The 26,005-nt window shown below is 71.0% G+C and carries 20 protein-coding genes and 2 pseudogenes; 17 read left to right on the top strand and 5 right to left on the bottom strand.

Annotated features, from left to right (window positions below; translation table 11 throughout):
• The first annotated feature begins 207 nt into the window (after nucleotides 1-207).
• From OG214_RS10420 to OG214_RS10380, 9 genes are all read left to right on the top strand, one after another.
• The gene (locus OG214_RS10420; RefSeq protein WP_363081305.1) at nucleotides 208-876 is read left to right on the top strand and encodes a response regulator; all 669 of its coding nucleotides are present in this window, start codon (nucleotides 208-210) and stop codon (nucleotides 874-876) included.
• Between the two features lie 213 nt (nucleotides 877-1,089).
• A complete protein-coding gene (locus tag OG214_RS10415) occupies nucleotides 1,090-3,912 on the top strand; it encodes a DNA translocase FtsK (protein WP_405984591.1) in 2,823 nt (940 codons plus the stop codon).
• A 425-nt stretch (nucleotides 3,913-4,337) separates the two neighbouring features.
• The gene (locus OG214_RS10410; protein ID WP_363081291.1) at nucleotides 4,338-5,120 is read left to right on the top strand and encodes a helix-turn-helix domain-containing protein; all 783 of its coding nucleotides are present in this window, start codon (nucleotides 4,338-4,340) and stop codon (nucleotides 5,118-5,120) included.
• A gap of 49 nt (nucleotides 5,121-5,169) precedes the next feature.
• On the top strand, nucleotides 5,170-6,738 hold the full coding sequence (gene rimO, locus OG214_RS10405; RefSeq protein WP_405984590.1) for a 30S ribosomal protein S12 methylthiotransferase RimO: 1,569 nt from the start codon (nucleotides 5,170-5,172) through the stop codon (nucleotides 6,736-6,738).
• The gene (pgsA, locus tag OG214_RS10400; protein ID WP_405984589.1) at nucleotides 6,735-7,511 is read left to right on the top strand and encodes a CDP-diacylglycerol--glycerol-3-phosphate 3-phosphatidyltransferase; all 777 of its coding nucleotides are present in this window, start codon (nucleotides 6,735-6,737) and stop codon (nucleotides 7,509-7,511) included. Before rimO ends, pgsA begins: the two co-directional genes overlap by 4 nt.
• Complete coding sequence (locus OG214_RS10395) at nucleotides 7,508-8,062, top strand: CinA family protein (RefSeq protein ID WP_405984588.1); 555 nt, start codon at nucleotides 7,508-7,510, stop codon at nucleotides 8,060-8,062. Before pgsA ends, OG214_RS10395 begins: the two co-directional genes overlap by 4 nt.
• 109 nt (nucleotides 8,063-8,171) lie before the next feature.
• On the top strand, nucleotides 8,172-8,555 hold the full coding sequence (locus OG214_RS10390; RefSeq protein ID WP_363081294.1) for a helix-turn-helix transcriptional regulator: 384 nt from the start codon (nucleotides 8,172-8,174) through the stop codon (nucleotides 8,553-8,555).
• Nucleotides 8,556-8,803: 248 nt separating this feature from the next.
• On the top strand, nucleotides 8,804-9,274 hold the full coding sequence (locus OG214_RS10385; RefSeq protein ID WP_363081295.1) for a DNA starvation/stationary phase protection protein: 471 nt from the start codon (nucleotides 8,804-8,806) through the stop codon (nucleotides 9,272-9,274).
• Between the two features lie 295 nt (nucleotides 9,275-9,569).
• Nucleotides 9,570-9,863, top strand: coding sequence for a hypothetical protein (locus OG214_RS10380; RefSeq protein WP_405984587.1), 294 nt, complete (start codon nucleotides 9,570-9,572; stop codon nucleotides 9,861-9,863).
• Nucleotides 9,864-9,943: 80 nt separating this feature from the next.
• Here OG214_RS10380 and OG214_RS10375 read toward each other — a convergent pair.
• A pseudogene (locus OG214_RS10375) lies at nucleotides 9,944-10,701 on the bottom strand (Fpg/Nei family DNA glycosylase).
• Nucleotides 10,702-10,860: 159 nt separating this feature from the next.
• On the bottom strand, nucleotides 10,861-15,525 hold the full coding sequence (locus OG214_RS10370) for an ATP-dependent helicase (protein WP_405984586.1): 4,665 nt from the start codon (nucleotides 15,523-15,525) through the stop codon (nucleotides 10,861-10,863).
• Nucleotides 15,526-15,705: 180 nt separating this feature from the next.
• Between OG214_RS10370 and OG214_RS10365 the strand changes: the two genes are divergently transcribed.
• A complete protein-coding gene (locus OG214_RS10365; protein WP_405984585.1) occupies nucleotides 15,706-16,656 on the top strand; it encodes an AraC family transcriptional regulator in 951 nt (316 codons plus the stop codon).
• Here OG214_RS10365 and OG214_RS10360 read toward each other — a convergent pair.
• Nucleotides 16,593-17,738 (bottom strand): aldo/keto reductase, encoded by a 1,146-nt coding sequence (locus OG214_RS10360; RefSeq protein WP_405984584.1) that lies wholly within the window; start codon nucleotides 17,736-17,738, stop codon nucleotides 16,593-16,595. The genes OG214_RS10365 and OG214_RS10360 overlap by 64 nt on opposite strands.
• A 252-nt stretch (nucleotides 17,739-17,990) precedes the next feature.
• Here OG214_RS10360 and OG214_RS10355 point away from each other — a divergent pair, with 252 nt between their 5' ends.
• From OG214_RS10355 to recX, 7 genes and pseudogenes are all read left to right on the top strand, one after another.
• Nucleotides 17,991-18,992, top strand: a complete 1,002-nt coding sequence (locus OG214_RS10355) for a LysR family transcriptional regulator (protein WP_405984583.1) — start codon at nucleotides 17,991-17,993, stop codon at nucleotides 18,990-18,992.
• A gap of 124 nt (nucleotides 18,993-19,116) precedes the next feature.
• Nucleotides 19,117-19,902: an AzlC family ABC transporter permease gene (locus tag OG214_RS10350; RefSeq protein ID WP_405987466.1), complete on the top strand. Its 786-nt coding sequence runs from the start codon at nucleotides 19,117-19,119 to the stop codon at nucleotides 19,900-19,902.
• Nucleotides 19,899-20,207, top strand: coding sequence for an AzlD domain-containing protein (locus OG214_RS10345; protein ID WP_363081303.1), 309 nt, complete (start codon nucleotides 19,899-19,901; stop codon nucleotides 20,205-20,207). The genes OG214_RS10350 and OG214_RS10345 overlap by 4 nt, the downstream gene beginning before the upstream one ends.
• Before the next feature lie 184 nt (nucleotides 20,208-20,391).
• A complete protein-coding gene (locus tag OG214_RS10340) occupies nucleotides 20,392-20,586 on the top strand; it encodes a DUF3046 domain-containing protein (protein ID WP_363081304.1) in 195 nt (64 codons plus the stop codon).
• A 356-nt stretch (nucleotides 20,587-20,942) separates the two neighbouring features.
• Complete coding sequence (locus OG214_RS10335) at nucleotides 20,943-22,121, top strand: AI-2E family transporter (RefSeq protein ID WP_405987465.1); 1,179 nt, start codon at nucleotides 20,943-20,945, stop codon at nucleotides 22,119-22,121.
• A gap of 325 nt (nucleotides 22,122-22,446) precedes the next feature.
• Nucleotides 22,447-23,574 carry a recombinase RecA gene (gene recA, locus OG214_RS10330; protein ID WP_365905326.1) on the top strand — a complete coding sequence of 376 codons (1,128 nt, stop codon included), beginning with the start codon at nucleotides 22,447-22,449 and terminating at the stop codon, nucleotides 23,572-23,574.
• Nucleotides 23,457-24,164 (top strand): annotated as a pseudogene (recX, locus tag OG214_RS10325) (recombination regulator RecX); the annotation flags it as partial. The gene recA and the pseudogene recX, both read left to right, overlap by 118 nt.
• A 771-nt stretch (nucleotides 24,165-24,935) precedes the next feature.
• Here recX and OG214_RS10320 read toward each other — a convergent pair.
• Nucleotides 24,936-25,337, bottom strand: a complete 402-nt coding sequence (locus tag OG214_RS10320; RefSeq protein WP_405984582.1) for a rhodanese-like domain-containing protein — start codon at nucleotides 25,335-25,337, stop codon at nucleotides 24,936-24,938.
• Nucleotides 25,334-25,954, bottom strand: a complete 621-nt coding sequence (locus tag OG214_RS10315) for a cysteine dioxygenase (RefSeq protein ID WP_363084660.1) — start codon at nucleotides 25,952-25,954, stop codon at nucleotides 25,334-25,336. Before OG214_RS10315 ends, OG214_RS10320 begins: the two co-directional genes overlap by 4 nt.
• Nucleotides 25,955-26,005 lie beyond the last annotated feature (51 nt).

Raw genomic sequence — 26,005 nt, 5'->3', positions numbered from 1 at the left:
GGGGAACCTTCTGGTCTCGCGCTACGTTTCCGATTCGTGCACAGTGACATCACGGTGACAGGGTGTGGCGACAGGCGGGGTGCGGCTACCATGACCGGCACAAGGACGGACGGCGTAAGGGAGTCGTCCCCTGGGGCGGCGCCCGGTATGACGCGGGGCACCGTGAACGGGGGGCGTCCCATGCCGGGGCGAGGAGGGCGGGTGGCCATGGTGCAGAAGGCCAAGATCCTCCTGGTCGATGACCGGCCGGAGAATCTGCTGGCGCTGGAGGCCATTCTCTCCGCGCTCGATCAGACGCTGGTGCGGGCATCGTCCGGGGAGGAAGCGCTCAAAGCGCTGCTGACGGACGACTTCGCGGTCATTCTGCTGGATGTCCAGATGCCCGGCATGGACGGGTTCGAGACGGCCGCGCACATCAAACGGCGTGAGCGGACGCGTGACATCCCGATCATCTTTCTGACGGCCATCAACCACGGCCCGCACCACACCTTCCGGGGTTACGCGGCGGGTGCGGTCGACTACATCTCGAAGCCGTTCGATCCCTGGGTGCTGCGTGCCAAGGTCTCGGTCTTCGTCGAGCTGTACATGAAGAACTGCCAGCTCAAGGAGCAGGCCGAGCTGCTCAGACTCCAGCTGGCCGGTGCGGGCGAGACCAGGGAGCCGGCCGGTCTGCTCGCCGAACTCTCGGGACGGCTCGCGGCAGTTGAGGAGCAGGCCGAAGCGCTCTCCAAGCAGCTCGACGACGATTCGGCGGACGCCTCCGCCGTGGCCACCGCCGCCCATCTGGAGCGCAAACTCACCGGTCTGCGGCGGGCACTGGACGCGCTGGAGCCGGGCACGGGAAGTGGGACGCCCACCCTGCCCTCGCAGAGCTGAGAGCGGCCCTTCACCGAGCTGACCACCGGCGAGGGCCGCTCCGGCCGTGCTTTCGTGAACGTTCCGGCTGTGCTTTCGTGAACGTTCCGGCCGTGATCCCGTGAACGGTGATCCGGTGAACGGCGTCAGTTTTCCCCGGACTTGTGGCGACACGTACGGGTGAAGCGGTAGGCACACGTGTCGACGGACGTGCACACCGGTAACCTCACCATCATGGCCTCACGTACGTCCGGCAAGGGTTCCCAGGGCACGGCGGGCGCCGCGAAGCCGCGGGCCGGCCGTACGACCGGCGCCGCGAAGGCGGCACCCGCCAAGAAGACGGCGGCGAAGAAGGCGGCGGCGCCCGCGAAAAGACCACCGGCCAAGAAGGCGCCCGCCAAGAAGGCCGCCGGCCCCGCGCCCAAGGCCGCGCCGTCCCCCACCGGGGGCGTGTACCGGCTCGTACGCGCGCTGTGGCTCGGCACGGCCCATGGCGTCGGAGCGATGTTCCGCGGCCTGGGGCGTGGTGCGAAGGGACTCGACCCGGCCCATCGCAAGGACGGTCTGGCCCTGCTGCTGCTCGGCCTCGCCCTGATTGTCGCGGCCGGCACCTGGTCGAATCTGCGCGGTCCGGTGGGCGATCTGATCGAGATGCTCGTCACCGGCACCTTCGGCCGGCTCGATCTGCTGGTGCCGATACTGCTGGGCGCGATCGCCGTACGGCTGATCCTCTATCCCGAGCGGCCCGAGGCCAACGGACGGATCGTCATCGGGCTCTCCGCGCTGGTCGTCGGTGTGCTCGGACTGGTCCATATCGCCTGTGGCGCCCCGGGGCGCGGTGAGGGCACCGAGGCGATCCAGGACGCGGGCGGTCTGATCGGCTGGGCCGCCGCCAGGCCGCTGATCTTCACCATGAGCGAGGTCCTCGCCGTACCGCTGCTCCTGCTGCTCACGCTGTTCGGTCTGCTGGTCGTCACCGCCACCCCCGTCAACGCCATTCCGCAGCGGCTGCGGCTGCTGGGCACCCGGCTGGGCATCCTGTCCTCCCCCGACGCGACGGAGCGGACGGACGACGACGAGCGGTACGAGCGATACGGGGACGGGGACGACGACCGGTACGACGACCAGTGGCGCGCGGGGCTGCCCGCCGGCGTGCGCCGTACCTCCGGGCGCCGGGGCGGCCCGCCCGGGGAGTACGACCCGGACCAGGCGGAGGCCGAGGCGCTCTCCAGACGGCGCGGGCCGCGCCGGGCCTCCGTACAGCCGGCCGTCGACCGTCCCATGGACGCGGTGGATGTGGCGGCCGCGGCCGCGGCGGCGCTGGACGGCGCGGTGCTCAACGGGATGCCGCCCTCGCCGATCGTCGCCGACCTCACGCAGGGCGTCTCCGTGGACCGGATGCGCAAGGGCGGTGACGGGCCCGGGGAGCGCCAGGAACGCCCGGAGCGCCCCGCACCCGTACCGACCGCCAGGGAGCCCGAGAAGCGGCCCGTGGGCGGCGCCGTGGCGGATCTGACCAAGCCCGCGCCCCCGATCGACAAACCGCTCCCGCCGCGCGCCGAACAGCTCCAGCTGCGCGGGGACATCACCTACGCGCTGCCCTCGCTGGATCTGCTGGAGCGCGGCGGTCCCGGCAAGACGCGCAGCGCCGCCAATGACGCCATCGTCGCCTCGCTCACCAATGTGTTCATGGAGTTCAAGGTCGACGCGGCGGTCACCGGTTTCACCCGGGGCCCGACCGTCACCCGGTACGAGGTCGAGCTGGGCCCGGCGGTGAAGGTCGAGCGGATCACCGCGCTCACCAAGAACATCGCGTACGCCGTGGCCAGCCCCGATGTCCGGATCATCTCCCCGATCCCCGGCAAGTCCGCGGTCGGTATCGAGATCCCCAACACCGACCGCGAGATGGTCAACCTCGGCGATGTGCTGCGTCTCGCGGACGCCGCCGAGGACGACCATCCCATGCTGGTCGCGCTCGGCAAGGACGTCGAGGGCGGCTATGTGATGGCCAATCTCGCGAAGATGCCGCACATGCTGGTCGCCGGTGCGACCGGCTCCGGCAAGTCGTCCTGCATCAACTGTCTGATCACCTCGGTGATGGTCCGGGCGACCCCGGAGGACGTCCGGATGGTCCTGGTCGACCCCAAGCGGGTCGAACTGACCGCGTACGAGGGCATCCCGCATCTGATCACGCCGATCATCACCAACCCCAAGCGGGCCGCCGAGGCGCTCCAGTGGGTCGTACGCGAGATGGATCTGCGCTACGACGATCTCGCCGCCTACGGCTACCGGCACATCGACGACTTCAACCAGGCCGTGCGCGACGGCAAGGTCAAGCCGCCGGAGGGCAGCGGGCGCGAGCTGTCCCCCTATCCGTATCTGCTGGTCATCGTGGACGAGCTGGCCGATCTGATGATGGTCGCTCCGCGTGACGTCGAGGATTCCATCGTCCGCATCACCCAGTTGGCCCGTGCCGCCGGAATCCATCTCGTGCTCGCCACCCAGCGGCCCTCGGTCGATGTCGTCACCGGTCTGATCAAGGCGAATGTGCCCTCCCGGCTCGCTTTCGCGACCTCCTCGCTGGCGGACAGCCGGGTCATCCTCGATCAGCCGGGCGCGGAGAAGCTGATCGGCAAGGGCGACGGGCTGTTCCTGCCGATGGGCGCGAACAAGCCGACCCGTATGCAGGGCGCCTTTGTGACCGAGGACGAAGTCGCGGCGATCGTCCAGCACTGCAAGGATCAGATGGCGCCGGTCTTCCGCGACGATGTCGTGGTCGGGACGGCGAAGAAGAAGGACATCGACGAGGACATCGGTGACGACCTGGATCTGCTCTGCCAGGCCGTCGAGCTGGTGGTCACCACTCAGTTCGGCTCGACCTCGATGCTCCAGCGGAAGCTGCGCGTCGGTTTCGCCAAGGCGGGCCGGCTGATGGATCTGATGGAGTCGAGGAACATCGTCGGGCCGAGCGAGGGCTCCAAGGCGCGCGACGTTCTGGTGAAGGCGGACGAAGTGGATGGAGTGCTCGCTGTGATTCGCGGGGAGCCTCAACCGTAGGAAAACGGAAATCCCGAGCGAGCCCGACCGAGTCCGACCGACTTCTGTCGAGTCCGCCCGGGTTCTGGAACCCCTGACAGAACCCGGGCGAATCCGAAGGCAACCGTTTCCCTTGGGTAAACGTCAAGTTGGGGAGGGAGCGCGCCATGTCCCTCCGCCACGCCGTCCGGTCATTCCGATGGCGTACAAAGTGCATCCGCCCGGTTGCCCCACCCTTTCGTACCACCCATAGACTGAACGTCCAGCAGGTGGCTACACGCTCGAAAGGCTCCCCCGTGTCCATCGGCAAATCCCCCGACGGCAGTGCCCCCGACGGCAACTCCCCGGAAGACGACCGGAATCCACCCGAAGACGACCGGAACTCCCTGGAAGAAGAACGGAACTTCCTTGAGGACGACCGGAACTCATCTCCATACGATCAGCCGTTGATCGAAGACGATCGGCCCTCGATCGGGCAGACCCTTCAGCAGGCGCGTATCGCCGCCGGGCTGAGCGTCGACGACATCAGCGGTTCCACGCGCGTGCGCGTCCCCATCGTGCACGGCATCGAGCAGGACGACTTCTCCCGCTGTGGTGGCGACGTCTACGCCCGTGGCCATATCCGTGTGCTCGCCCGCGCGGTGGGGGTCGACCCCGAAGCCCTGGTCGGGCAGTTCGACGCCGAGCACGGCGGCCGTCCCGTACCCACACCCGCGGCACCGATGTTCGAGGCGGAGCGGATCCGGTCCGATCGGCCCCGTCCCAACTGGACCGCCGCCATGGTCGCGGCGATCGTCGCCGTGGTGGGTTTCGTCGGCTTCACGGTGTTCGACGGGGAGGAGAACACCGGCAAGGCCAAGCAGGCCGCCGAGGGGCCCAAGCCCCAGAAGAGCGGTGTCAAACCCACCGCCACCAAGCAGGCCCCCAAGCCCGAACCGTCGGACAGCGCCATCGCGGCGGCGCCGCTCGACAAGGTCACGGTGCGACTGTCGGTCATAGACGACAAGAGCTGGATCTCGGCCAAGGCGCACGACGGCAAGCTGCTGTTCGACGGAACACTCAACAAGGGTGACTCCAAGACCTTCCAGGACGACGAGCAGATCGATCTCATCCTCGGAAACGCCGGTGCGATCGAGCTGTTCGTGAACGGCAAGAAGGTCGAGGACGAGTTCGAGCCGGGACAGGTCGAGCGACTCTCGTACACCCAGGGCGACCCCGAAGACGGCTGAGCAACCCTGCACGCCAAGGGCAGGGCCAGGACAAAGTAGTCTTGAGCCCATGCCCGAACGCCGTACCGTCGCCCTTGTCACACTCGGCTGCGCCCGTAACGAGGTGGACTCGGAGGAGCTCGCAGGCCGCTTGGCAGCGGATGGCTGGGAGCTCGTCCAGGACGCCTCGGACGCGGATGTCGCCGTCGTCAACACCTGCGGATTCGTCGAGGCCGCGAAGAAGGACTCCGTCGACGCCCTGCTGGAAGCCAACGATCTCAAGGATCAGGGCAGGACCCAGGCCGTCGTCGCCGTCGGCTGCATGGCCGAGCGGTACGGCAAGGAACTCGCCGAGGCCCTGCCGGAGGCGGACGGTGTCCTCGGTTTCGACGACTACGCCGATATCTCCGACCGGCTCCGGACCATCCTGAGCGGCGGCGTGCATGCCTCGCACACGCCCCGTGACCGGCGCAAGCTGCTGCCGCTCAGCCCGGTCGACCGGCAGGGCACCGAGGTCGCGCTGCCCGGTCACGGGCAGACGGCGGCCGGGGTGGTCCCGGCCCCCGAGGATCTGCCCGAGGGGCTCGCTCCGGCCTCCGGGCCACGGGCGCCGCTGCGGCGGCGCCTCGACCGCAGTCCCGTCGCCTCCGTCAAGCTGGCCTCCGGCTGTGACCGGCGCTGCTCCTTCTGCGCCATTCCGTCGTTCCGCGGATCCTTCGTCTCCCGGCGCCCCTCCGATGTGCTGGGCGAGACGCGCTGGCTGGCCGAGCAGGGCGTCAAGGAGGTCATGCTCGTCTCCGAGAACAACACCTCGTACGGCAAGGACCTCGGCGACATCCGGTTGCTGGAGACCCTGCTGCCGGAACTGGCGGCGGTCGACGGGATCGAGCGGGTACGGGTCAGCTATCTCCAGCCCGCCGAGATGCGGCCGGGGCTGATCGACGTACTGACATCCACGCCCAAGGTCGCGCCGTACTTCGATCTCTCCTTCCAGCACTCGGCGCCCGACGTGCTGCGCGCGATGCGGCGCTTCGGGGACACCGACCGCTTCCTGGAGCTTCTGGAGACCATCCGCGGCAAGGCGCCGCAGGCCGGAGTGCGCTCCAACTTCATCGTCGGCTTCCCCGGCGAGACCGAGGCCGACTTCGCGGAGCTGGAGCGTTTCCTCACGGGTGCGCGGCTCGACGCCATCGGGGTCTTCGGATATTCGGACGAGGACGGCACCGAGGCGGCGACGTACGAGAACAAGCTGGACCCGGACGTCGTCGCCGAGCGGCTGGACCATCTGTCGCGGCTGGCGGAGGAACTGACCGCGCAGCGGGCCGAGGAGCGGCTCGGCGAGAGCCTTCAGGTGCTCGTCGAATCGGTCGGCGGGGAGTCGGACGGCGAGGAAGGCGGCTACGGGGAGGCGGCGGTCGGCCGCGCGGCGCACCAGGCGCCCGAGACCGACGGCCAGGTGATCTTCACTTCGGGCGAGGGCCTGCGTCCCGGCCTTCTGGTCGAGGCGAAGGTGATCGGCACCCAGGGCGTGGACCTCGTGGCCGAGTGCTACGAGCTCCAGGGACTCCGGGGGCCTCAGGGGCTTCAGGGGCTTTCGCGGGACGATGCGAGGACTCCGGGCGAGGAGGCGGCCAGATGACCGGAGTCCCGGCGTCCGCGGCCGGGGGAACCGGCGCGAAGCCGGCGCCCGGCGGAAAGCGGGTGGCGGTGGTGGTCGATCAGGCAAGTCTGTGGAACATCGCCAATATCCTCACGATGGTGCGGCTGGTGCTGGTGCCCGCCTTTGTGATGCTGCTGCTCCAGGAAGGCGGGTACGACCCCGTCTGGCGTGCCTGGGCGTGGGCCGCCTTCGCCGTCGCCATGATCACGGACATCTTCGACGGCCATCTCGCCCGTACGTACAACCTGGTCACCGACTTCGGGAAGATCGCCGACCCGATCGCGGACAAGGCGATCATGGGAGCGGCGCTGGTCTGTCTCTCCGCGCTCGGCGATCTGCCGTGGTGGGTCACGGGCGTCATTCTTTTCCGTGAACTCGGCATCACGCTGATGCGGTTCTGGGTGATCAGACACGGGATCATCCCGGCCAGCCGGGGCGGCAAGATGAAGACCCTGGCCCAGGGCACGGCGGCGGGGATGTATGTCCTGGCGCTGACCGGGCCGCTGGCCACGCTCCGCTTCTGGGTGATGGCGGTGGCCGTCGTGCTGACGGTGGTCACCGGGCTGGACTATGTGCGGCAGGCGGTCGTGCTGCGGCGGCAGGGGCTCGCGGCGGAGCGCGCGGCGGCCCGGCCCGGGGCGCCGGCGGGACCAGGTGCGTCCGGCGGATCCGTGGCGCCTCCCGGGGAGCTGGGCGGGACCGGTGCGCCGGGAACGTCCGGCGCGTCCGGCGAGGGGGAGTCCGCGCGGTGACCGGAGGGCCGACCGGGACAGGGGCCGGCAGGGCGACCTCGCGGGAGTACGCCGCACGGGTGCTGGCGGCCCTGGAGAAGGCCGGCGGGACGCTGGCGGTCGCGGAATCCCTCACCGGCGGTCTGGTGGCCGCGGAGCTGACGTCGGTCCCCGGCGCCTCCCGGACCTTCCGCGGGTCCGTCACGGCGTACGCGACAGCCGTCAAGCGGGACGTACTGGGTGTCGACGGGGTCCTGCTGGAGGAGCGCGGCGCGGTCGACCCCGAGGTGGCGCGCCAGATGGCGGCCGGAGCGCGGCGGGTGCTGGGCGCCGGGTGGGGTGCGGCGACCACCGGTGTCGCGGGCCCCGACCCACAGGACGGACAGCCCGTCGGAACGGTCTATGTCGCCGTCGCGGGACCGGAAGGCGCGGGGAAAGTGACCGCTTTGCGGTTGAACGGCGACCGTGCGGACATCCGTAAAGAGAGTGTACGCAGCGTGCTCGCGCTGCTCCTCAGCGAACTCTCATGGAACGGGCGGGCACAGGATACGGAACAGAACGGGGGGAATTGATGTTTGCAGCCCTGAGTGAACACGACATCGCTCCCCGCACGGCCGCGGCGCGAGGCGGTACGGTGGGGCGTGAAGGATGCGGCTACGCGGTCCGAGGAGGGAGCCACCGATGATTCTGCTCCGTCGCCTGCTGGGTGACGTGCTGCGTCGGCAGCGCCAACGCCAGGGCCGTACTCTGCGCGAAGTCTCCTCGTCCGCCCGAGTCTCGCTCGGCTATCTCTCCGAGGTGGAGCGGGGGCAGAAGGAGGCATCCTCCGAACTGCTCTCCGCGATCTGCGACGCGCTTGACGTACGGATGTCAGAGCTCATGCGGGAAGTGAGCGACGAACTGTCGCTGGCCGAGCTGGCGGCGTCGGCGGCGGCCAATGAGCCGGTGCCTGCGCCAGTACGCCCAATGCTCAATTCCGTCTCTGTGACGTCGGTGGCGGGAGTACCGACGGAGCGGGTGACGATCAAGGCGCCTACGGAGGCGGTGGACGTCGTCGCCGCCTGACGGTGAGTGTTCCGTAGCGTTGCACAGAGCTCGTTACCCAGAGTTGGTCAGATGATGTCGTTCACATGACGTCGGCTGCACAGCGCTTGACGGAAGCCCCGATCGGTCCTGAGGACCGGCCGGGGCTTCTGTCGCTTGCGGAATGACCGTTTTGCGTCATATGTGCCATGGTGGAAAGTGCCTTTGCGGGAACAAGGGTGAATGGAAACCGTGACGGGAACTGGCGCGAATGGAACTGGAGGGCACGCATGTCTGTCGTGAAGAGTCCCTTGTCCGAGGCGGATCTGAAGCTGGTCGGCGAGACGTTGCAGGGCGCGCTCGTGGATCTGGTGGACACGGCGCTGGTGGCCAAGCAGGTGCACTGGAACATCGTCGGGCCGCGCTTCCGCTCCGTACATCTCCAACTCGACGAGGTCGTGTCCACGGCCCGGAAGCACTCGGACACCGTCGCGGAAAGGGCCTCCGCGATCGGGGTGACACCGGACGGAAGGGCCGCGACGGTCGCGGCGACGAGTGCGTTCGTCCCGGTGCCCAACGGCTGGATCAAGGACGGGGACGCGGTACAGCTCATGATCGACGGGCTGGGATCGGTGATCACGCGGATGCGTGAGCGCATCGAGGCGACGGCCGATCCGGACCCGGTGACCCAGGACATACTGATCCAGGTGGCCGCGGATCTTGAGAAGCACGCGTGGATGTTCCAGGCGGAGAATGTCTGACGGGGCCCGCGGAACCGGTCTCCCCGGAACCGGTGCGCGCCGGGGTGTGCATCCGGTGCGCCCTCGCGGCGGTGGTTCCTTCAGGTCTAGGGTCTTTCATTTGGATCGGACCCATTTAAATCGGACCGGACCGGACCGGACCGGATCGGACCGGATCGCGGGGTCCACCCGCGGGGCGCGCGACGGACGACCTGCGGCGAGGCGCGGCCATCACGGCTGCGGCTGATGTCATCGCGGGCGTGAAGCCCGGCAAGAACCGAACGAGAGGCCCGAGCGTCGGCCGGAGGAGGCAGCCATGGCAAGGCGATGGGCCCTTCTGCCGGCGCTCGCCCTCGGCGGGCTGTGGTGGTGGGCCGTGCTGCGACTCGCGCTGGTGCCCGAGCACAGCGGTCTGGTGGAGGGAGCGGTGGCGGCGGGCAGTTGGGGACTGAGTCTGCTCCCTGTCCATGTCACGGCCGTGCGGCGCCGTCGCCCGGACAACCGTCGTCCGGACAGGCGTCGCCCGGACCGCGGTCGGCTCGACAGCCGGCGACGAAACGACGCTTCCGGCCGGTCCGGCGCCATTGCGGCCGACGGAAAAGGCAGTTGAGCTGACGGGAACGGCAGTTGAGGAGAGGCGGTTGACGTGCCACGGCAGCGGTCCGTGCGGCAACGTCTGTTGACGCGTCGTCAACTCGTCGGTCCCGGCTGACACGCAGGGCACCAGTAGGCGGGGCGGTCGTCCTGGTCGGCCGTACGGATGAGAGTGCCGCAGCGGGGGCAGGGCCGGCCCGCGCGGCCGTACACGGAGAGCCGTCGACTGCCGCCCGGACGGTTCCGGTTGGCTTCGAGCAGCCTCTTCGCCGCTGTCACCAGACGCTCGGGGGACGGGACTTGCCCGATGGGGAGCCAGGGAGTCGCGCGGACCAGGAAACACGTCTCGGACTTGAAGATATTGCCGACGCCGGCGAGGTTGCGCTGGTCGAGCAGTGCCTCTCCGACCGGACGGGCGGGGTCGGCGAGGAGATTGCGCAGCGCGGTGCCGGGATCCCAGTCGGGTCCGAGCAGATCGGGGCCGAGATGGCCGACCGCCTTTTCCTCCTCGCGGGTACGCAGAAGCTCCAGGACCGGGAGCCGGTAGCCGACCGCGGTCCGTTCCGTGGCGCCGAGGATCGCCCGGATCTGGTGTGCGGGGCCGCCGCGCCAGCGTTCACCGGGGCCGTCACCTTCCAGGCGCCCTCCATGCCCAGATGCGAGTGGAGGGTGAGCCCGCCCTCGATACGGGTGAGGAGATGCTTTCCCCGTGGGGTGACGTCCAGGACGGTCCGCCCGGTGAGATCCGCGGTCGCGAATCGGGGCACCCGGAGATCGGACCGGACGAGTGGCCGGCCGGCGAGCGCGATGTGCAGACGTCGGGCGGTCTGCCAGACGGTGTCTCCTTCGGGCATGTCTTCCATGATGCGCGACGCGGCGGGGCGGGGAGCCATGGGCGTGGTACGGGCGGGCGGTATAGCGCGCGGTACGGATGGGGCCGGGTGATGGCGGGGTGCGTCACGGCGCGTCACGGCGGTGGGCCGGAGGCTCTGGCCGGACCGGGCGGGAGTGTCTCAGGCGCGCAGACGCAGGCCCCTGGGGGTGGCGTGGAAGCCCGTCGCCTCCAGGGCGCGGCCCAAGGGTGAGGTCAGCGCGGGGGCGCCATTGGTCCGCTCCACCGTGACCGTGCCGAGGGTGCCCGCTCGGGCCGCGCCCGCCAACGCCTCGGCGGCGGCCCGGAGAGCGGGGTCGTCGGGATCCACGGGCCAGGCCAGCAGTGTCTTGCCGCCGCGCTCCATGTAGAGCGTCAGCTCACCGTCGACGAGGACGACCAGTGAGCCGGCCTTCCGGCCCGGTTTGTGACCGGCGCCGTCCGGTGGCTCGGGCCAGGGGAGCGCGGCACCGTAGGCATTGGCGGGGTCGGAGGCGGCCAGGACCACGGCACGGGGCGAGGGATGCGCCTCGGCGCGGTCACGGGCCGTCGCCGCCGCGCGCAGCCGGTCGACCGCGCCGTCCATCGCGAACTGGGCCGCGCCCAGGCCCTCGACGACATAGCCGCGACGAGCCTGTCCGCTGTCCTCGAAGGCGGACAGCACCCGATAGACGGCGGAGAAGCCGCCTTCCACCCCCTCGGCCGCCACGGCGCCCCTGGTCACCACGCCATGGCGGTCGAGCAGCGTACGGGCCAGGGCATGGGCGCGATGCGTGGGGTCCGGCTCCTGGGCGGGGAGCAGCGACCAGCGTCCGCTCACCGTCGGCGGGCCCGTACGGGACGCGGGTCTGGCCGCGGCCGTGAGCGTGCCGTACCGCCCGCGTGGCACCGGGCGCCGCGCGCGGTGGGCCGTGGAGCCCGCGGTCCGTCCGGAGCCGAGCAGGGAGCGCAGCGGGGCCAGGGTGTCATTGGTGAGCCGCCCCGACCAGGCCAGATCCCAGAGGGCGTCGGCGAGTTGGGGATCGGTCGCGTCCGGGTGGGTGGTCGCACGGATCTGGTCGGCGATCTGCCGGAAGAACAGGCCGTATCCGCCCGACAGCGTGGTCAGGACCGATTCGTGGAGGGCGGTCAGCTCCAGCGGATGCGGGGGAGGCAGCAGCAGTGGCGCGGCGTCGGCGAGATAGAGCGAGACCCACCCGTCCTTGCCGGGGAGAGCACCCGCCCCGGCCCACAGAACCTCGCCGGTGGTGGTCAGTTCGTCCAGCAGCCCCGGGGTGTAGCCGGAGATCCTGGAGGGCAGGACGAGCTTCTCCAGTGCCGACGCCGGGACGGGCGCTCCCTGCAACTGCTCGACGGCGCGGGCGAGTCCGTCGATGCCGCGCAGACTGTTGGCCTGCAGATGCTGCCACTGCGGCAGGAATGTGGCGAGCGCGGCGGGCGCCACCGGCTCCAGCTCCTGGCGCAGCGCGGCCAGGGAGCGGCGGCGCAACCGGCGCAGCACCGTGGCGTCGCACCACTCCTGGCCGATGCCGGAGGGGTGGAACTCGCCCTGGACGACCCGGGAATTCGCGGCCAGACGCTGGAGCGCGCCGTCGGTGACCGCCGTGCCGAGACCGAAGCGCTCGGCGGCCATGTTCGAGGTGAACGGGCCGTGCGTACGGGCATAGCGGGAGAGGAGATCACCCAGCGGGTCCTTGACCGGCTCGGTGAACGCCTCGGGGACACCGACCGGCAGGGCCGTGCCCAGGGCGTCCCGCAGCCGTCCCGCGTCCTCGACGGCCGCCCAGTGGTCGGCTCCGCCGATCCTGACCTTGATGGCGCGGCGGGTCCCGGCCAGTTCCCCCGCCCACGCGGGCTCCGCCCCGCGCACGGCCAACTCCGCGTCAGTGAGCGGTCCGAGGACCCGCAGCGCGTCGGCGACACCCTCGATGTCCTTGATACGCCGGTCCTCCGTGAGCCACTGGAGCTCGCGCTCCAGCTCCGTGAGCACATCCGGGTCGAGCAGCTCGCGCAGCTCGGCCTGGCCCAGCAGTTCGGCGAGCAGCCGGGAGTCCAGGGACAGCGCGGCGGCCCGCCGCTCCGCGAGGGGCGAGTCCCCTTCGTAGAGGAACTGGGCGACATAGCCGAAGAGCAGGGAACGGGCGAAGGGGGAGGGCTCGGGGGTGGTGACCTCGACCAGTCGGACCCGGCGTGACTCGATGTCGCCCATCAGCTCCGTCAGACCGGGGACGTCGAAGACATCCTGGAGGCACTCCCGCACCGCCTCCAGCACGATCGGGAACGAGCCGAACTCGCTCGCCACCTGGAGGAGTTGCGCGGCGCGCTGGCGCTGCTGCCAGAGGGGGGTGCGCTTGCCGGGGCTGCGGCGCGGAAGCAGCAGTGCCCGTGCCGCGCACTCCCGGAACCGGGAGGCGAAGAGCGCCGAGCCACCCACCTGGTCGGTGACGATCCCCCGGATCTCGCCCGCGTCGAAGGTGACGTCCGAGGCTCCGACCGGCGCCTGCTCGCCGTCGAAGGCCGTGCCGAGATGGTCCGGCCCGCCGTCCAGCAGATCCATGCCCAGCAGATCGGCGTCGGGGAGGCGCAGCACGATCCCGTCGTCGGCGTGCATGACCTGCGCGTCCATTCCGTACCGCTCGGAGAGCCTGGCACCCAGCGCCAGTGCCCATGGAGCGTGCACCTGGGCTCCGAACGGCGAGTGGATCACCACTCGCCAGTCACCCAGCTCGTCACGGAACCGCTCGACCAGGATCGTCCGGTCGTCGGGGACATGGCCGCAGGCCCGGCGCTGCTCGTCCAGATACGACAGCACATTGCCCGCCGCCCAGGCGTCCAGCCCCGCCGTCAGCAGCCGCAGCCTCGCGTCCTCCTCGGAGAGGGAACCGACCTCGCGCAGGAACGCGCCGACCGCGCGGCCCAGCTCCAGCGGTCGCCCGAGCTGGTCGCCCTTCCAGAAGGGCAGCCGGCCCGGGGTGCCGGGGGCGGGGGTGACCAGGACCTGGTCACGGGTGATGTCCTCGATCCGCCACGAGGTCGTGCCGAGGGTGAAGACATCGCCCACCCGGGACTCGTACACCATCTCCTCGTCCAGCTCACCGACCCGACCGCCGCCCTTCTTGGGGTCGGCCCCGGCGAGGAACACACCGAACAGCCCGCGGTCCGGGATGGTGCCCCCCGAGGTGACGGCGAGGCGCTGGGCACCCGGGCGGCCCGTGACCGTACCGGCGACGCGGTCCCACACCACACGTGGACGCAGCTCCGCGAAGGCGTCCGAGGGATAGCGCCCGGCGAGCATGTCGAGGACGGCCGTGAAGGCCGACTCGGGCAGGGAGGCGAACGGTGCGGCGCGGCGGGCGAGGGCCAGCAGATCGTCGGCCTGTCTGGTGTCCAGGGCGACCATGGCGACCAGCTGCTGGGCCAGCACATCCAGTGGATTGGCCGGGACACGCAACGCCTCGATCGCCCCGCCGCGCATCCGCTCCGTGACCACGGCCGCCTGCACCAGATCGCCGCGGTACTTGGGGAAGACGACACCCGTGGAGACCGCGCCCACCTGATGGCCCGCGCGGCCGACGCGCTGGAGCCCGGAGGCGACCGAGGGCGGCGACTCGACCTGGACGACCAGATCCACCGCCCCCATGTCGATACCCAGCTCCAGACTGGACGTGGCGACCACGGCGGGCAGCCGGCCCGCCTTGAGGTCCTCCTCGACCTGGGCGCGCTGCTCCTTGGAGACCGAGCCGTGGTGGGCGCGGGCGAGCAGGGCGGGCGCGCCCCTGGCCGCGCCCGACTGGGCCATGACCTGGGCCGGGGAGTGCGCCTCCGGCAGCGGCGCGGCGAGGCCGTCGCCGTCTCCGTCGCCGTCGCCGTCGAGCACGGTCCCCGTGGCCCGTTCGTACGCGATCTCGTTGAGCCGGTTGCACAGACGCTCGGCCAGCCGGCGGGAGTTGGCGAAGACGATCGTGGAGCGGTGGGCCTGGATGAGATCGGCGATCCGCTCCTCCACATGCGGCCAGATCGACGGTCTCTCCGCGCCGTCCGTCTCCGACGCGGGGGAGCCGCCCAGCTCGCCCAGATCCTCGACCGGGACGACGACGGAGAGGTCGAACTCCTTGCCGGAGGGCGGCTGGACGATCTCCACCCGCCGCTGCGGCGACAGATAGCGGGCGACCTCCTCCACCGGACGCACCGTCGCCGACAGCCCGATCCTGCGCGCCGGACGGGGCAGCAGCTCGTCGAGCCGCTCCAGGGACAGGGCGAGATGGGCGCCCCGCTTCGTCCCGGCGACGGCATGCACCTCGTCCACGATCACCGTCTCGATCCCGGCGAGCGCGTCCCGCGCCGAGGACGTGAGCATCAGGAACAGTGACTCGGGGGTGGTGATCAGGATGTCCGGTGGCTTCGTGGCCATCGCGCGGCGCTCCGCGGCCGGGGTGTCACCCGAACGGATACCGACCCGCACCTCCGGCTCCGGCAGCCCGCGCCGTACGGACTCCTGCCGGATCCCCGTGAGCGGGCTGCGCAGATTGCGCTCCACATCGACGGCGAGCGCCTTCAGCGGTGACACATACAGCACCCGGCAGCGCTTCCGGGCCTCGGCGGGCGGAGGGACGGAGGCCAGCCGGTCCAGCGCGGCGAGGAAGGCGGCGAGCGTCTTGCCGGAGCCCGTCGGGGCCACGACCAGCACGTCCGAACCCTGCTCGATGGCACGCCAGGCCCCCTCCTGAGCCGCGGTGGGCGCGGAGAAGGCCCCCGTGAACCAGCCACGGGTCGCGGGGGAGAAGGAGTCGAGCGCGGTCCTTGCCATGTCCCCCATCGTGCACCCGCCCACTGACAATCGCCCCGACCTGGGGAAACGGACCGTGTGCGGAGGTCCGGGCGCCGTGTGCGGAGATGCGGGCGCCGTGGGCGTGGAGCCGTGGGCGTCGAAGCGGGGACCCGGGGCCGAGCGGTGCGGGACCCCGGGTGAGCCCCGCAGAATGGGAGGATGGCGACACGGGAGCAGGCACGGCACTGGCACTACCCCGATCTGCCCGGTGTCGATCTCTTGCGTGCGAGCTACGTCGACAAGACCTTCGTGCGGCACACCCATGAGACGTTCGTCATCGCCGCGATCGCGGAGGGCGTCGAGGTCTTCCACCACGGCGGTGCCGATCGGTACGCGGGTCCCGGCGCGCTGGCGCTGATCAACCCGGAGGCCCCGCACACCGGTCATGCCCAGGGCCCGGAGGGCTGGCGGTACGGAGCCGTCTATCCGGCGGCCGACGTCGTCGCCTCGATCGCCGCGGAGACCACCGGGATCCGGGGCACCCCCGGCTTCACGGCCCCCGTGGTGGACGACCCGTACGCCGCGCGCCTCGTCCACCAGGTGCTGCGCGCGGCCGACGAGGGGAACGCGCTGGCCGCCGACACCCTGCTGAGGGTCGCGGTGACCAGACTGCTCCGGCTGAACGGCGGTGTCCTCCCGCAGCGCGCGATCCGCGGGGCCGGGGCGAGAATCGCGGCACGCGCGCGTGCCGTGCTGGAGGAGCGGATGGCCGACCCGCCGTCCCTGGAGCGGCTCGCGGCCGATCTCGGCACCAGCCCCTTCGCGCTGCTGCGGGCCTTCAAGGACACCTTCGGCCTGCCCCCGCACACCTGGCTCACGGACGCGCGGGTACGGCGTGCCCGCCGGATGCTGGACGCCGGTACGGCACCGGCGGAGGCGGCCGTGGCCGTCGGCTTCACCGACCAGTCGCATCTCCACCGGCACTTCACCCGGATCGTGGGCGTGCCGCCCGGTGCGTACCGCAGAGAACGCGGCGGCGGTGAACGCAGGAGCGGTGAACGCGGGAGCGGTGAACGCGGGGGCGGCGCGGACCGCGGGGCCCCGGGCTACGCCCACCAGGGGCTGCGCGCCCGCAACGCCTCCTGCGCTGAGGAGACCAGTCCCGGATAGCTCTTGCCGGGATACCACGGCATCGAGCCGATCCGGTGGAACGCGGGGATCGTCTCCATATGGCGCACCATCCGCTCCCGTGTGTCGGGGTCGGGCAGCGGACCGCGCATGGCCGCGACGTTCTCCGCCACATGCTCGGGCCGCGAGGTGGCGGGCAGGGCCACGGTGACGGCGGGGTGCGAGATGACCCACTTCAGAAAGAACGCCGACCAGGTCTCGATGCCGAACTCGGCGGCGAACCGCGGCAGGCGCCGCCCCTCCACCGCCTGATGCAGCCGGGCCTTCTCCAGGGGCATGTTCACCAGAACGGCGACGCCCCGGTCCGCGGCCGCCCTCAGCACACTGTCCTCCGCCGCCCGTGTGTGGATCGAGTAGTGGACCTGTACGAAGTCCAGATCGCCCCGCTCCACCCAGCCGGCCACCACAGGGAAGTACGCGGGGTCGTGGTGCGAGACACCGAGCTGCCGTATCCGTCCCTCCCTCTTCAGCGCGTGCAGCAGGGGCACCATCACATCGACATTGACCAGACTGTGGATCTGCACCACATCGATCGGCCGCCTCCGCCGCAGCCGCTTCAGGGAGCGCCGCAGACCGGCCTCCGCGTGCGAGGTGTCCCAGAGATGCTCACCGGTCGACCACACCTTGTCGGTGACGAAGATCCGGTCGCTGATGCCGAGCGACGCGGTGGCGGCGCCCAGTACGGCCTCGGCCGATCCGTACAGCGGTGAGCAGTCGAACACGCGGCCGCCGGCCGACCAGTGCTCGCGGACCACGTCCAGGACCGCGCGGGAGGGGTGTCCCGTCGGCGCGTCGAAGGTCATGAAGGAGCCGAGACCGATGGCGGGGAGCCGCTCGCCGGTGCCGGGAACGGTCTTGAGGATCAGATCCGCGGGAGCGGTGGACGCCGCGGCGGGTCCGGACAGGACACCTGGGGACAGGAACGCGGCCGCGGTCGCGGCGCCCGCCGAGACGACCGTACGCCGGGTCGGCGGCGGAAGGTCCGTGGTGGGCGGGCGATCGCCGGAGTGGTGCGGTGCGCTGTCCGTGGCGTCTTCCGCGGTGTGGTCCATGGTGCGGTGCATGACGGAACTCCGTTCCTGGGCAGGAGATTTCGCGGGGAACCCGAGATACGGGTCACGGGATACGGGTCTCGGGTCACGGTCATGGTCATGGGGTACGGGACTGCCCGCTGACGTGGCTCGGGTCGACGTGGCGCAGGTCCGATCCGGAGTCGGAACCGCTGCCGGGCCCGTTGATCTCACCCTGACAGGCGGGTTCGTGAGGTGTCGACGGACTGGGCCCACCCGTCGGGAATGCTCGGATACCCTCCGGGTATGTCCGTTGATCTGCGGCTCATGCGCTATGTGATCGCGGTCGCCGACGCGGGCGGTTTCGAGGGCGCCGCGGAACTGCTCCATATGACCCAGCCGCCGCTGAGCCGTCAGATCGCCGCGCTGGAGCGTGAGTTGGGCGTCCCGCTCTTCCACCGTCGGCCCACCCGGCCGACCGAGGCGGGCCTGGTGTTCATCGAGTCGGCCCGCCGGATCCTCCGGGAGACGGACGACGCGGTGCGGCGGGTACGGCTGATCGGCCAGGCGGGCACGGGTGTTCTCCGTATCGGCTACACCGTCACGACGGCGTTCGAGGAGATGCCCAAACTCTTCGCCGCGATGCGGGAGGAGCACCCCGGGATCCAGATCGACGCGCGGGAGGCCTGGGACGTCGAACTCGGCGCCGCCCTGCGCGACCGCGAGATCGACGTGCTCCTCGGCAGGCTCGTACCCATACCGCCCGGCCACCGTACGGCGACCCTGCGGCGCGATCCCCTGACCGCCGTGCTCGACATCCGGCATCCGCTGGCGGGGCGGGACACGCTGGCCCTGCGGGAGCTGCGCGGTCACATCCTGCGGTTCTTCCCGAGGGCCGTCGCACCGCGCTATCACGACGGGGTGCTCGCCGCGCTGGGTGTCTCGGGCGAGTCCTTCGAGGTGTGGGAGAACCGGCTGCCCGGACTGCGCACCCTCGGATCGGCCCTGAGCGGAGGGGACTTCATGATTCTTCCCGCCTCGCTGCGCCCGCACCTCCCCACGACCATGGTCGGCGTGACCCTGCTGGACGAGCTGCCGACCATCGATCTCCAGGTGGCCTGGGCGCGTGACGCGCCGCCGACGGCGGCCGCTCTCGTCCGTACAGCTCGCCGTCTGGCCCGTAAGGAGGGCTGGCTGCCGACCGGGGCCAGGGCGGCCAGGACCGGGGCGACCAGGACCGGGGGGACCACGATCAAGGCGGCCGGGGGTGCAAGAACGTACAAGACCGAGCAGGACCGGGCGCCGTAACGTCCCCGGCGTGGCAGAACAGACAGCGTCCGCCTCCGCGGACATACCAGCAGGCATACCGGCGGACGGCTTGGCAGACAGCGCGGCGGCGACCACCGCGCGGCAGACCCCCGTTCCGGCGCCCGTGCCGGCTCCCGCTCCCGGGCCCGCACTCGAACCCGAACCCAAAGCCGACTCGGCCGTCGTACGCGATGCCCTCGGCGTGGGTGTCGCCGTGGGACTCTCCGGCTTCGCCTTCGGAGTCACCTCGGCGGGCGCGGGGCTCTCCGTCCTCCAGACCTGTGCGCTGAGTCTGCTGGTCTTCACAGGCGCCTCGCAGTTCGCCCTGGTCGGGGCGCTCGCGGCGGGTGGCAATCCGCTCACCGCGGCGGCGGGCGCGTTCTTTCTGGGGGTGCGCAACGCCTTCTACGGGCTCCGGCTCTCGCAGTTGCTGCGACTGCCGGGGCCCGTACGCCCGCTGGCCGCCCAATGGGTGATCGACGAGACCACGGCCGTCGCCCTCGCCCAGCCGACGCGGCGTAGCGCGCGGATCGGCTTCACGGTGACGGGGCTCTCGCTCTATCTGCTGTGGAATCTCACCACCCTGGCCGGGGCCCTGGGCGCGGAGGCCCTGGGCGACACCGCCGCGTGGGGACTGGACGCGGCGGGTCCCGCCGTCTTTCTCGCGCTGCTCGCGCCCATGCTCCGTACCACCACCGAGCGGATGGTCGCGGGCCTCGCCGTCGTCCTGGCGCTGGGCTTCCTGCCGGTGCTGCCCGCGGGGGTCCCGGTGCTCGTCGCCGCCCTGGCCGCACCCGCCGTCCTCTGGCTCGAAGGACGACGGCTCGCCGCCCGCCGGACCGGTAAGACCCATCGGACCGGACAGGCGGGGCTTACCGGTAAGACCCGCCGGAAGGGAGCGGACCGTTGAACGTCTGGATCGCGATCGGTGTGACCGCCCTCGGCTGCTATCTCGTCAAGCTGCTCGGGTTGCTGGTCCCCGTCGGCCTGCTGGAACGTCCCCTCGTCCAGCGGCTGGCGGCGCTGCTGCCCGTCGGTCTGCTCGCCGCGCTCACCGCGCAGCAGACCTTCAGCGCGAACGGCGCGCTCGTCCTGGACGCCCGGGGCGCGGGGCTCGCGGCGGCAGCGCTCGCACTGGTCCTGCGCGCCCCTTTCCTGGTGGTCATCGCGGCGGCGGTGGCCGTCACGGCGGGGGTACGGGCGATGGGCGGCTGACGGCCAGGGACCGGTGGCTCGTGGCCGGCCCGCGCAGCGCGTGCGCCGTATCGAGGGGCGCGGTCGTTACCGCTGCGCCGGCCACGCTCCGGTCGTGTCGGCCATGCTCCGGTCGTAGGGCGGAATGTGCCCGGGGGCCGGGAGACCAGCTCGGCCGCCCTCCCAGGGGCGCGATACTGGTCCCATGCGGTTGACGATTTTCTGGGAGCGGATGGCGGACCACTTCGGCGCGGTCTACGCCGACTCCTTCGCCCGTGACCATGTGATGGCCGAACTGGGCGGCCGTACGGTGCGTGAGGCGCTCGACGCGGGCTGGGAGGCGAAGGATGTCTGGCGGGCGGTCTGCGCCGCCGTGGGCGTTCCGCCGGAGAAGCGGTGACGGGCGCGCCGATGGCCGGAGAGGGCCCTGACCGGGGACAGGGCCCCTCGGCGGTGGGTCACACTGGCCCAGTGGCACCGACTGACGAGACCGACGACACCGCACCGGACGCGGCGGATGTGCGACCGCCCGACGCTCCGCCGATTCCCTCACCGAGCGCTCCCGTGGACGCCCCCGCGCCGGCCCCCGCCCTCGCGCCCGGGGGCATGGCTACGGACGTGCTGACGGACGCGCCCGCGGACATTCCGGTGGACGCGCGACCCGCCCCTGACCCCGAGACCGGTGCCGGTACCGATGCCGGAGCCGGGGCGGGAGGGTCGGGAAGCGGGGGGAGCAGGACCGGCGGTCAGGTCCGCATGCCGCGCTGGCTGCCACGCGCCATGATCCTCGCGCTGGCGCTCGTCGCCTGCTTCCAGCTCGGAAGCTGGGCGTTCCATCAGCTCATCGGACTGCTGATCAATGTGCTGATCGCCTTCTTCCTGGCGCTGGCGGTCGAGCCAGCGGTGAGCCGGATGGCGGCGCGCGGTATGCGGCGTGGACTCGCCACGTTTCTGGTCTTCTTCGGGGTACTGGCCGCGTGCGTCGGCTTTGTGGTGATGCTCGGCTCGATCCTGGCGAGCCAGATCATCGACATGGTCGAATCCTTCCCGCAGTACCTCGACTCGGTGATCAACTGGCTCAACGACACCTTCCGTACGGAGCTGTCCCGGGTCGCCGTCCAGGACAGCCTGCTGCACTCCGACTGGCTCCAGAGGTATGTGGAGAACAGCGCGACCGGTGTCCTCGACATCTCGACCACCGTGCTGGGCGGGCTGTTCCGGCTGCTCACGATCTTCCTGTTCTCGTTCTACTTCGCGGCCGACGGGCCCCGGCTGCGACGCGGGCTCTGCTCCGTACTCCCGCCCGCCAAGCAGGCGGAGGTGCTGCGTGCCTGGGAGATCGCGGTCGACAAGACCGGCGGTTATCTCTACTCGCGCGGACTGATGGCGCTGATCTCCGGAGTCGCGCACTACGTCCTGCTGGAGATCCTGGGCGTGCCGTACGCGCCGGCGCTCGCCATCTGGGTGGGGCTGGTCTCCCAGTTCATCCCGACCATCGGTACGTATCTGGCGGGCGCGCTGCCGATGCTGATCGCCTTCACCCTCGACCCGTGGTACGCGCTCTGGGTGCTCGGATTCGTGGTGATCTACCAGCAGTTCGAGAACTACATGCTCCAGCCGAAGCTCACGGCCAGGACCGTCGACATCCACCCCGCGGTGGCCTTCGGCTCGGTCGTCGCGGGTACGGCGCTGCTGGGCGCGGTCGGCGCGCTGATCGCGATTCCGGCGGTCGCCACGTTGCAGGCGTTCCTCGGCGCGTATGTGAAGCGGTACGACGTGATGGACGACGCGCGGGTACGGGGCCGCAGCCCGCGCCGGGGACGGTCGGTCCTGCGGCGGGTACGGCGTGCGCTGCGGACCGACGACGCCCCCGCGCCCGTCCGGACGGCCCCGGCCGAGGCCGTCGGACCCCGGCAGGACGACAGGCGGCCGTAGACGACACGGCCCCGCTCACGGCCCCACGCAGAAGGTGGACGGCCCGTACCGAAGACGCTTCGGTACGGGCCGTCCACCTTCTGCGTGCCGGGTGGCGCGCTTGACAGTGAAATCGAACATCCATTCTTATGGGAGTCCGGCCGGTGTTCCGTGGCCGGCCGGTGAGGCTGTCCGGCGCGGTCCGCCCGTGCGGATTCGGCGTGGACGCCGACGGGGTTTCAGCGGAGTTGTCCACAGGCCGGGAGGACGTCGGGACGCGTTGTCAGTGGCAGGGGATAGCGTCTTCGACGTGAAGCGATCGACACAAGCAAATCGGGTGGAACCCATGGCAGGAACCGACCGCGAGAAGGCGCTGGACGCCGCGCTCGCACAGATTGAACGGCAATTCGGCAAGGGCGCGGTGATGCGCCTCGGCGAGCGGCCGAACGAGCCGATCGAGGTCATCCCCACCGGGTCGACCGCACTGGACGTCGCCCTGGGCGTCGGCGGCCTGCCGCGCGGACGAGTGGTGGAGGTGTACGGCCCCGAGTCCTCCGGCAAGACGACCCTGACCCTGCACGCCGTGGCCAACGCACAGCGCGCGGGCGGCGCGGTGGCCTTCGTGGACGCCGAGCACGCCCTCGACCCCGAGTACGCGAAGAAGCTCGGCGTCGACATCGACAACCTCATCCTGTCCCAGCCGGACAACGGCGAGCAGGCGCTCGAAATCGTGGACATGCTCGTCCGCTCCGGGGCACTCGACCTCATCGTCATCGACTCCGTCGCCGCGCTGGTGCCGCGCGCGGAGATCGAGGGCGAGATGGGCGACTCGCACGTGGGTCTCCAGGCGCGGCTGATGAGCCAGGCGCTCCGGAAGATCACCAGCGCGCTCAACCAGTCGAAGACCACCGCGATCTTCATCAACCAGCTCCGCGAGAAGATCGGTGTGATGTTCGGCTCGCCGGAGACCACGACCGGTGGCCGGGCGCTCAAGTTCTATGCCTCGGTGCGCCTCGACATCCGTCGGATCGAGACGCTGAAGGACGGCACCGACGCCGTCGGCAACCGCACCCGCGTCAAGGTCGTCAAGAACAAGGTCGCGCCGCCCTTCAAGCAGGCCGAGTTCGACATCCTCTACGGCCATGGCATCAGCCGCGAGGGCGGTCTGATCGACATGGGCGTGGAGCACGGCTTCGTGCGGAAGGCCGGCGCCTGGTACACGTACGAGGGCGATCAGCTCGGCCAGGGCAAGGAGAACGCCCGTAACTTCCTCAAGGACAACCCCGATCTCGCCAATGAGATCGAGAAGAAGATCCTGGAGAAGCTCGGGATCGGTGTCAGGCCGGAGACGAAGACCGAGCCCGCCGCGGAAGCGGCCGGTGCTGCCCCGGCCCCGGCCGAGGACCCGGTGAAGTCGGCGCCCGCCGCTGCCTCCAAGGCCAAGTCGGCCAAGGCGGCAGCGACCAAGAGCTGATCCGTACCGTGCCTGGTCGGAAGAGGCGGCTGACGGAAGGACCGGGCGACAGCTTCGACTCGTCGAGGGCCGAGCAGGAGCTGTCGCCCCAGGATCCGGTGGAGCGGGCGCGGGCGATCTGTCTGCGCCTGCTCACCGGGACTCCACGCACCCGTAAACAGCTGGCGGACGCGCTGGACAAGCGGGGCATCCCCGAGGAAGCCGCCGAGGAGGTGCTCTCCCGCTTCGAGGACGTGGGACTGATCGACGACGCGGCGTTCGCGGACGCCTGGGTGGAGTCACGGCACCACGGCAGAGGACTCGCCAGACGGGCCCTCGCGCGCGAACTGCGTACGAAGGGGGTGGACCCCGCCCTGATCGACGAGGCGGTCGGGCAACTGGACGCGGATCAGGAGGAGGCGACGGCCCGCGAGCTGGTCGCCCGCAAGCTCCGGGCCACACGCGGTCTGGAGCGCGACCGACGGCTGCGCCGGCTGGCGGGGATGCTGGCCCGCAAGGGGTATGCGGAGGGCATGGCGTTGCGGGTGGTCAGACAGGCGCTGGAAGAGGAGGGCGAGGACACCGAGGGGCTGGACGAGAGCCTCTACTAGGGTCCCTTTCCAGCACCGCCGCCTCGGCGACTCCCGCCCGTGTGCCGGCACTCAACACCGTGGCCACCAGCTACCACTTGCGCGAGCCGGCCCGCTACGGCTTCACCGGAAGGACCGGCGAGACCTGGGAGACCGGGGCGCGGGGCCGCGCCGGGAGCGATGGCCGGGAGCGATGGTGCCGGGCCGTCCCTGGTGACCGGGTGGCTTCCCCCGCTCGCGTGGCACGATCCGGCTCACCCTCCCCGAACTGGCCGGGACGACCGGCAGGGTCCGGACAGTCGTGCCCGAACTGACTTTTCCCGCTCAGCCGTTGACCGGCGGGCGGCGGCGATCGGTCCGGATACGGGTCCGGCTATGGGTCCGGATACGGTCACGCCTGGGAGTCCGCCACGCTCGCCCACTTCCGTGCACCGCCCGGCGGAGGCGATGGGGGAGGCATGGCGGTGTTCGTGCGACCGCTGCGGAGGACTGGTCCCGGCGGCCGACAGACCGTCCCGAATGTCCGCGCGAATGCCACCCGCATGGCGGCGGTCGTCACTCCGCTCGTCCGGCTCACCGGCATGACCTGCACGGTCCTCTTCACGGTCCTCTTCGTTCAGCCGGCCCCCGGTGACGCGGCCCGTGCCAGGCCCGCGAGGACATCCGGGCCGACCGGGCCTCACCTCCCAGGGACCCGATGCGGGGCAGTACCGCACTTCGGCTCCGCCCCGTCGAGGCGGCGGCGCGGCGGTGATCACACGCCCATCGCGCGCCCGGCAGGGGGGCACGCGCTCACCGCGTGACGGGCAGCCCTTCGGCCTTCCACGCCTGGAAGCCGCCGACGAGGTCGGTCGCGCGGTGCAGCCCCAGCGTCTTCAGGGACACCGCCGCCAGACTCGACGCGTACCCCTCGTTGCAGATCACGACCACGCGCAGATCATGGCTGGTGGCCTCGGCGGCGCGGTGGCTGCCCTGCGGATCCAGCCGCCACTCCAGCTCATTGCGCTCGACGACCAGCGCTCCCGGTATCAGGCCGTCGCGGTCCCGCAGCGCCGCGTACCGGATGTCCACCAGCAGCGCGCCCTCCGCGGCGGCCTCGAAGGCCTCTCGCGGCTCCATCCGATCCAGGTCCTCACGGACCCGTTCCAGCAGTTCGTCTATCCCCACAGGTTCGGACCGGGTCGACTCGCTCACTGCCACTCCTCCGGGCGCTCGACGTGCTCGAGGCGGAGCACGGCACCCGTGCGGCTGTAGCGGCGCATCAGCGGCAGCGGCGGAAAGTACGCGTGGACGGAGACGGCGTGGTCGGCCCCGGACTCATTGCGCACCTCGTGCACATGGTGCCTGCCGAACGCCCGGCCCTCGCCCGCCGTCAGCTTCCGCTCCCGGTCGACCCCCTCGGCCAGCTCCAGGGTCTTCCATCCCTCGGTGGGCAGCCGGGCCGCCAGCGAGTCCTCCTTGAGCGCGCCCGCCGCCGTGGCGAACGCACCGTGCGAGCCGCCGTGGTCGTGCCAGCCGGTCCCCGTGCCGGGCGGCCAGCCGATCAGCCAGGCCTCGCTGCCCGCGGGACCGTCGAGCCGGATCCAGGTACGCCCCTCGGGATCGAGGGGGAGCGAGGAGATCAGCTCGGTGTCGGTGGCCGTCCGGCGGACGAAGTCGAGGAGCTCGGCCGGGGTGGGGCCGGAGGACGGCGAGGCGGAGGACGACGCCGCGCCGGAGGGCGGGGTCGCGGTGGAAGGCCCGGCGGTGGCGGTGGAGAGTCCGGCGGTGGCGGTGGTGTCGGGCGCGGAGCGATGTACGGGGAGAGACATGGTGACCGTCCTGAGATGTTCGCGAGAGTGTGCTGCCGCGTCGGACGCGGC

The organism is Streptomyces sp. NBC_00872, from assembly GCF_045161915.1.
Classification (GTDB): domain Bacteria; phylum Actinomycetota; class Actinomycetes; order Streptomycetales; family Streptomycetaceae; genus Streptomyces.
This window is presented reverse-complemented; position numbering and strand designations above follow the sequence as displayed.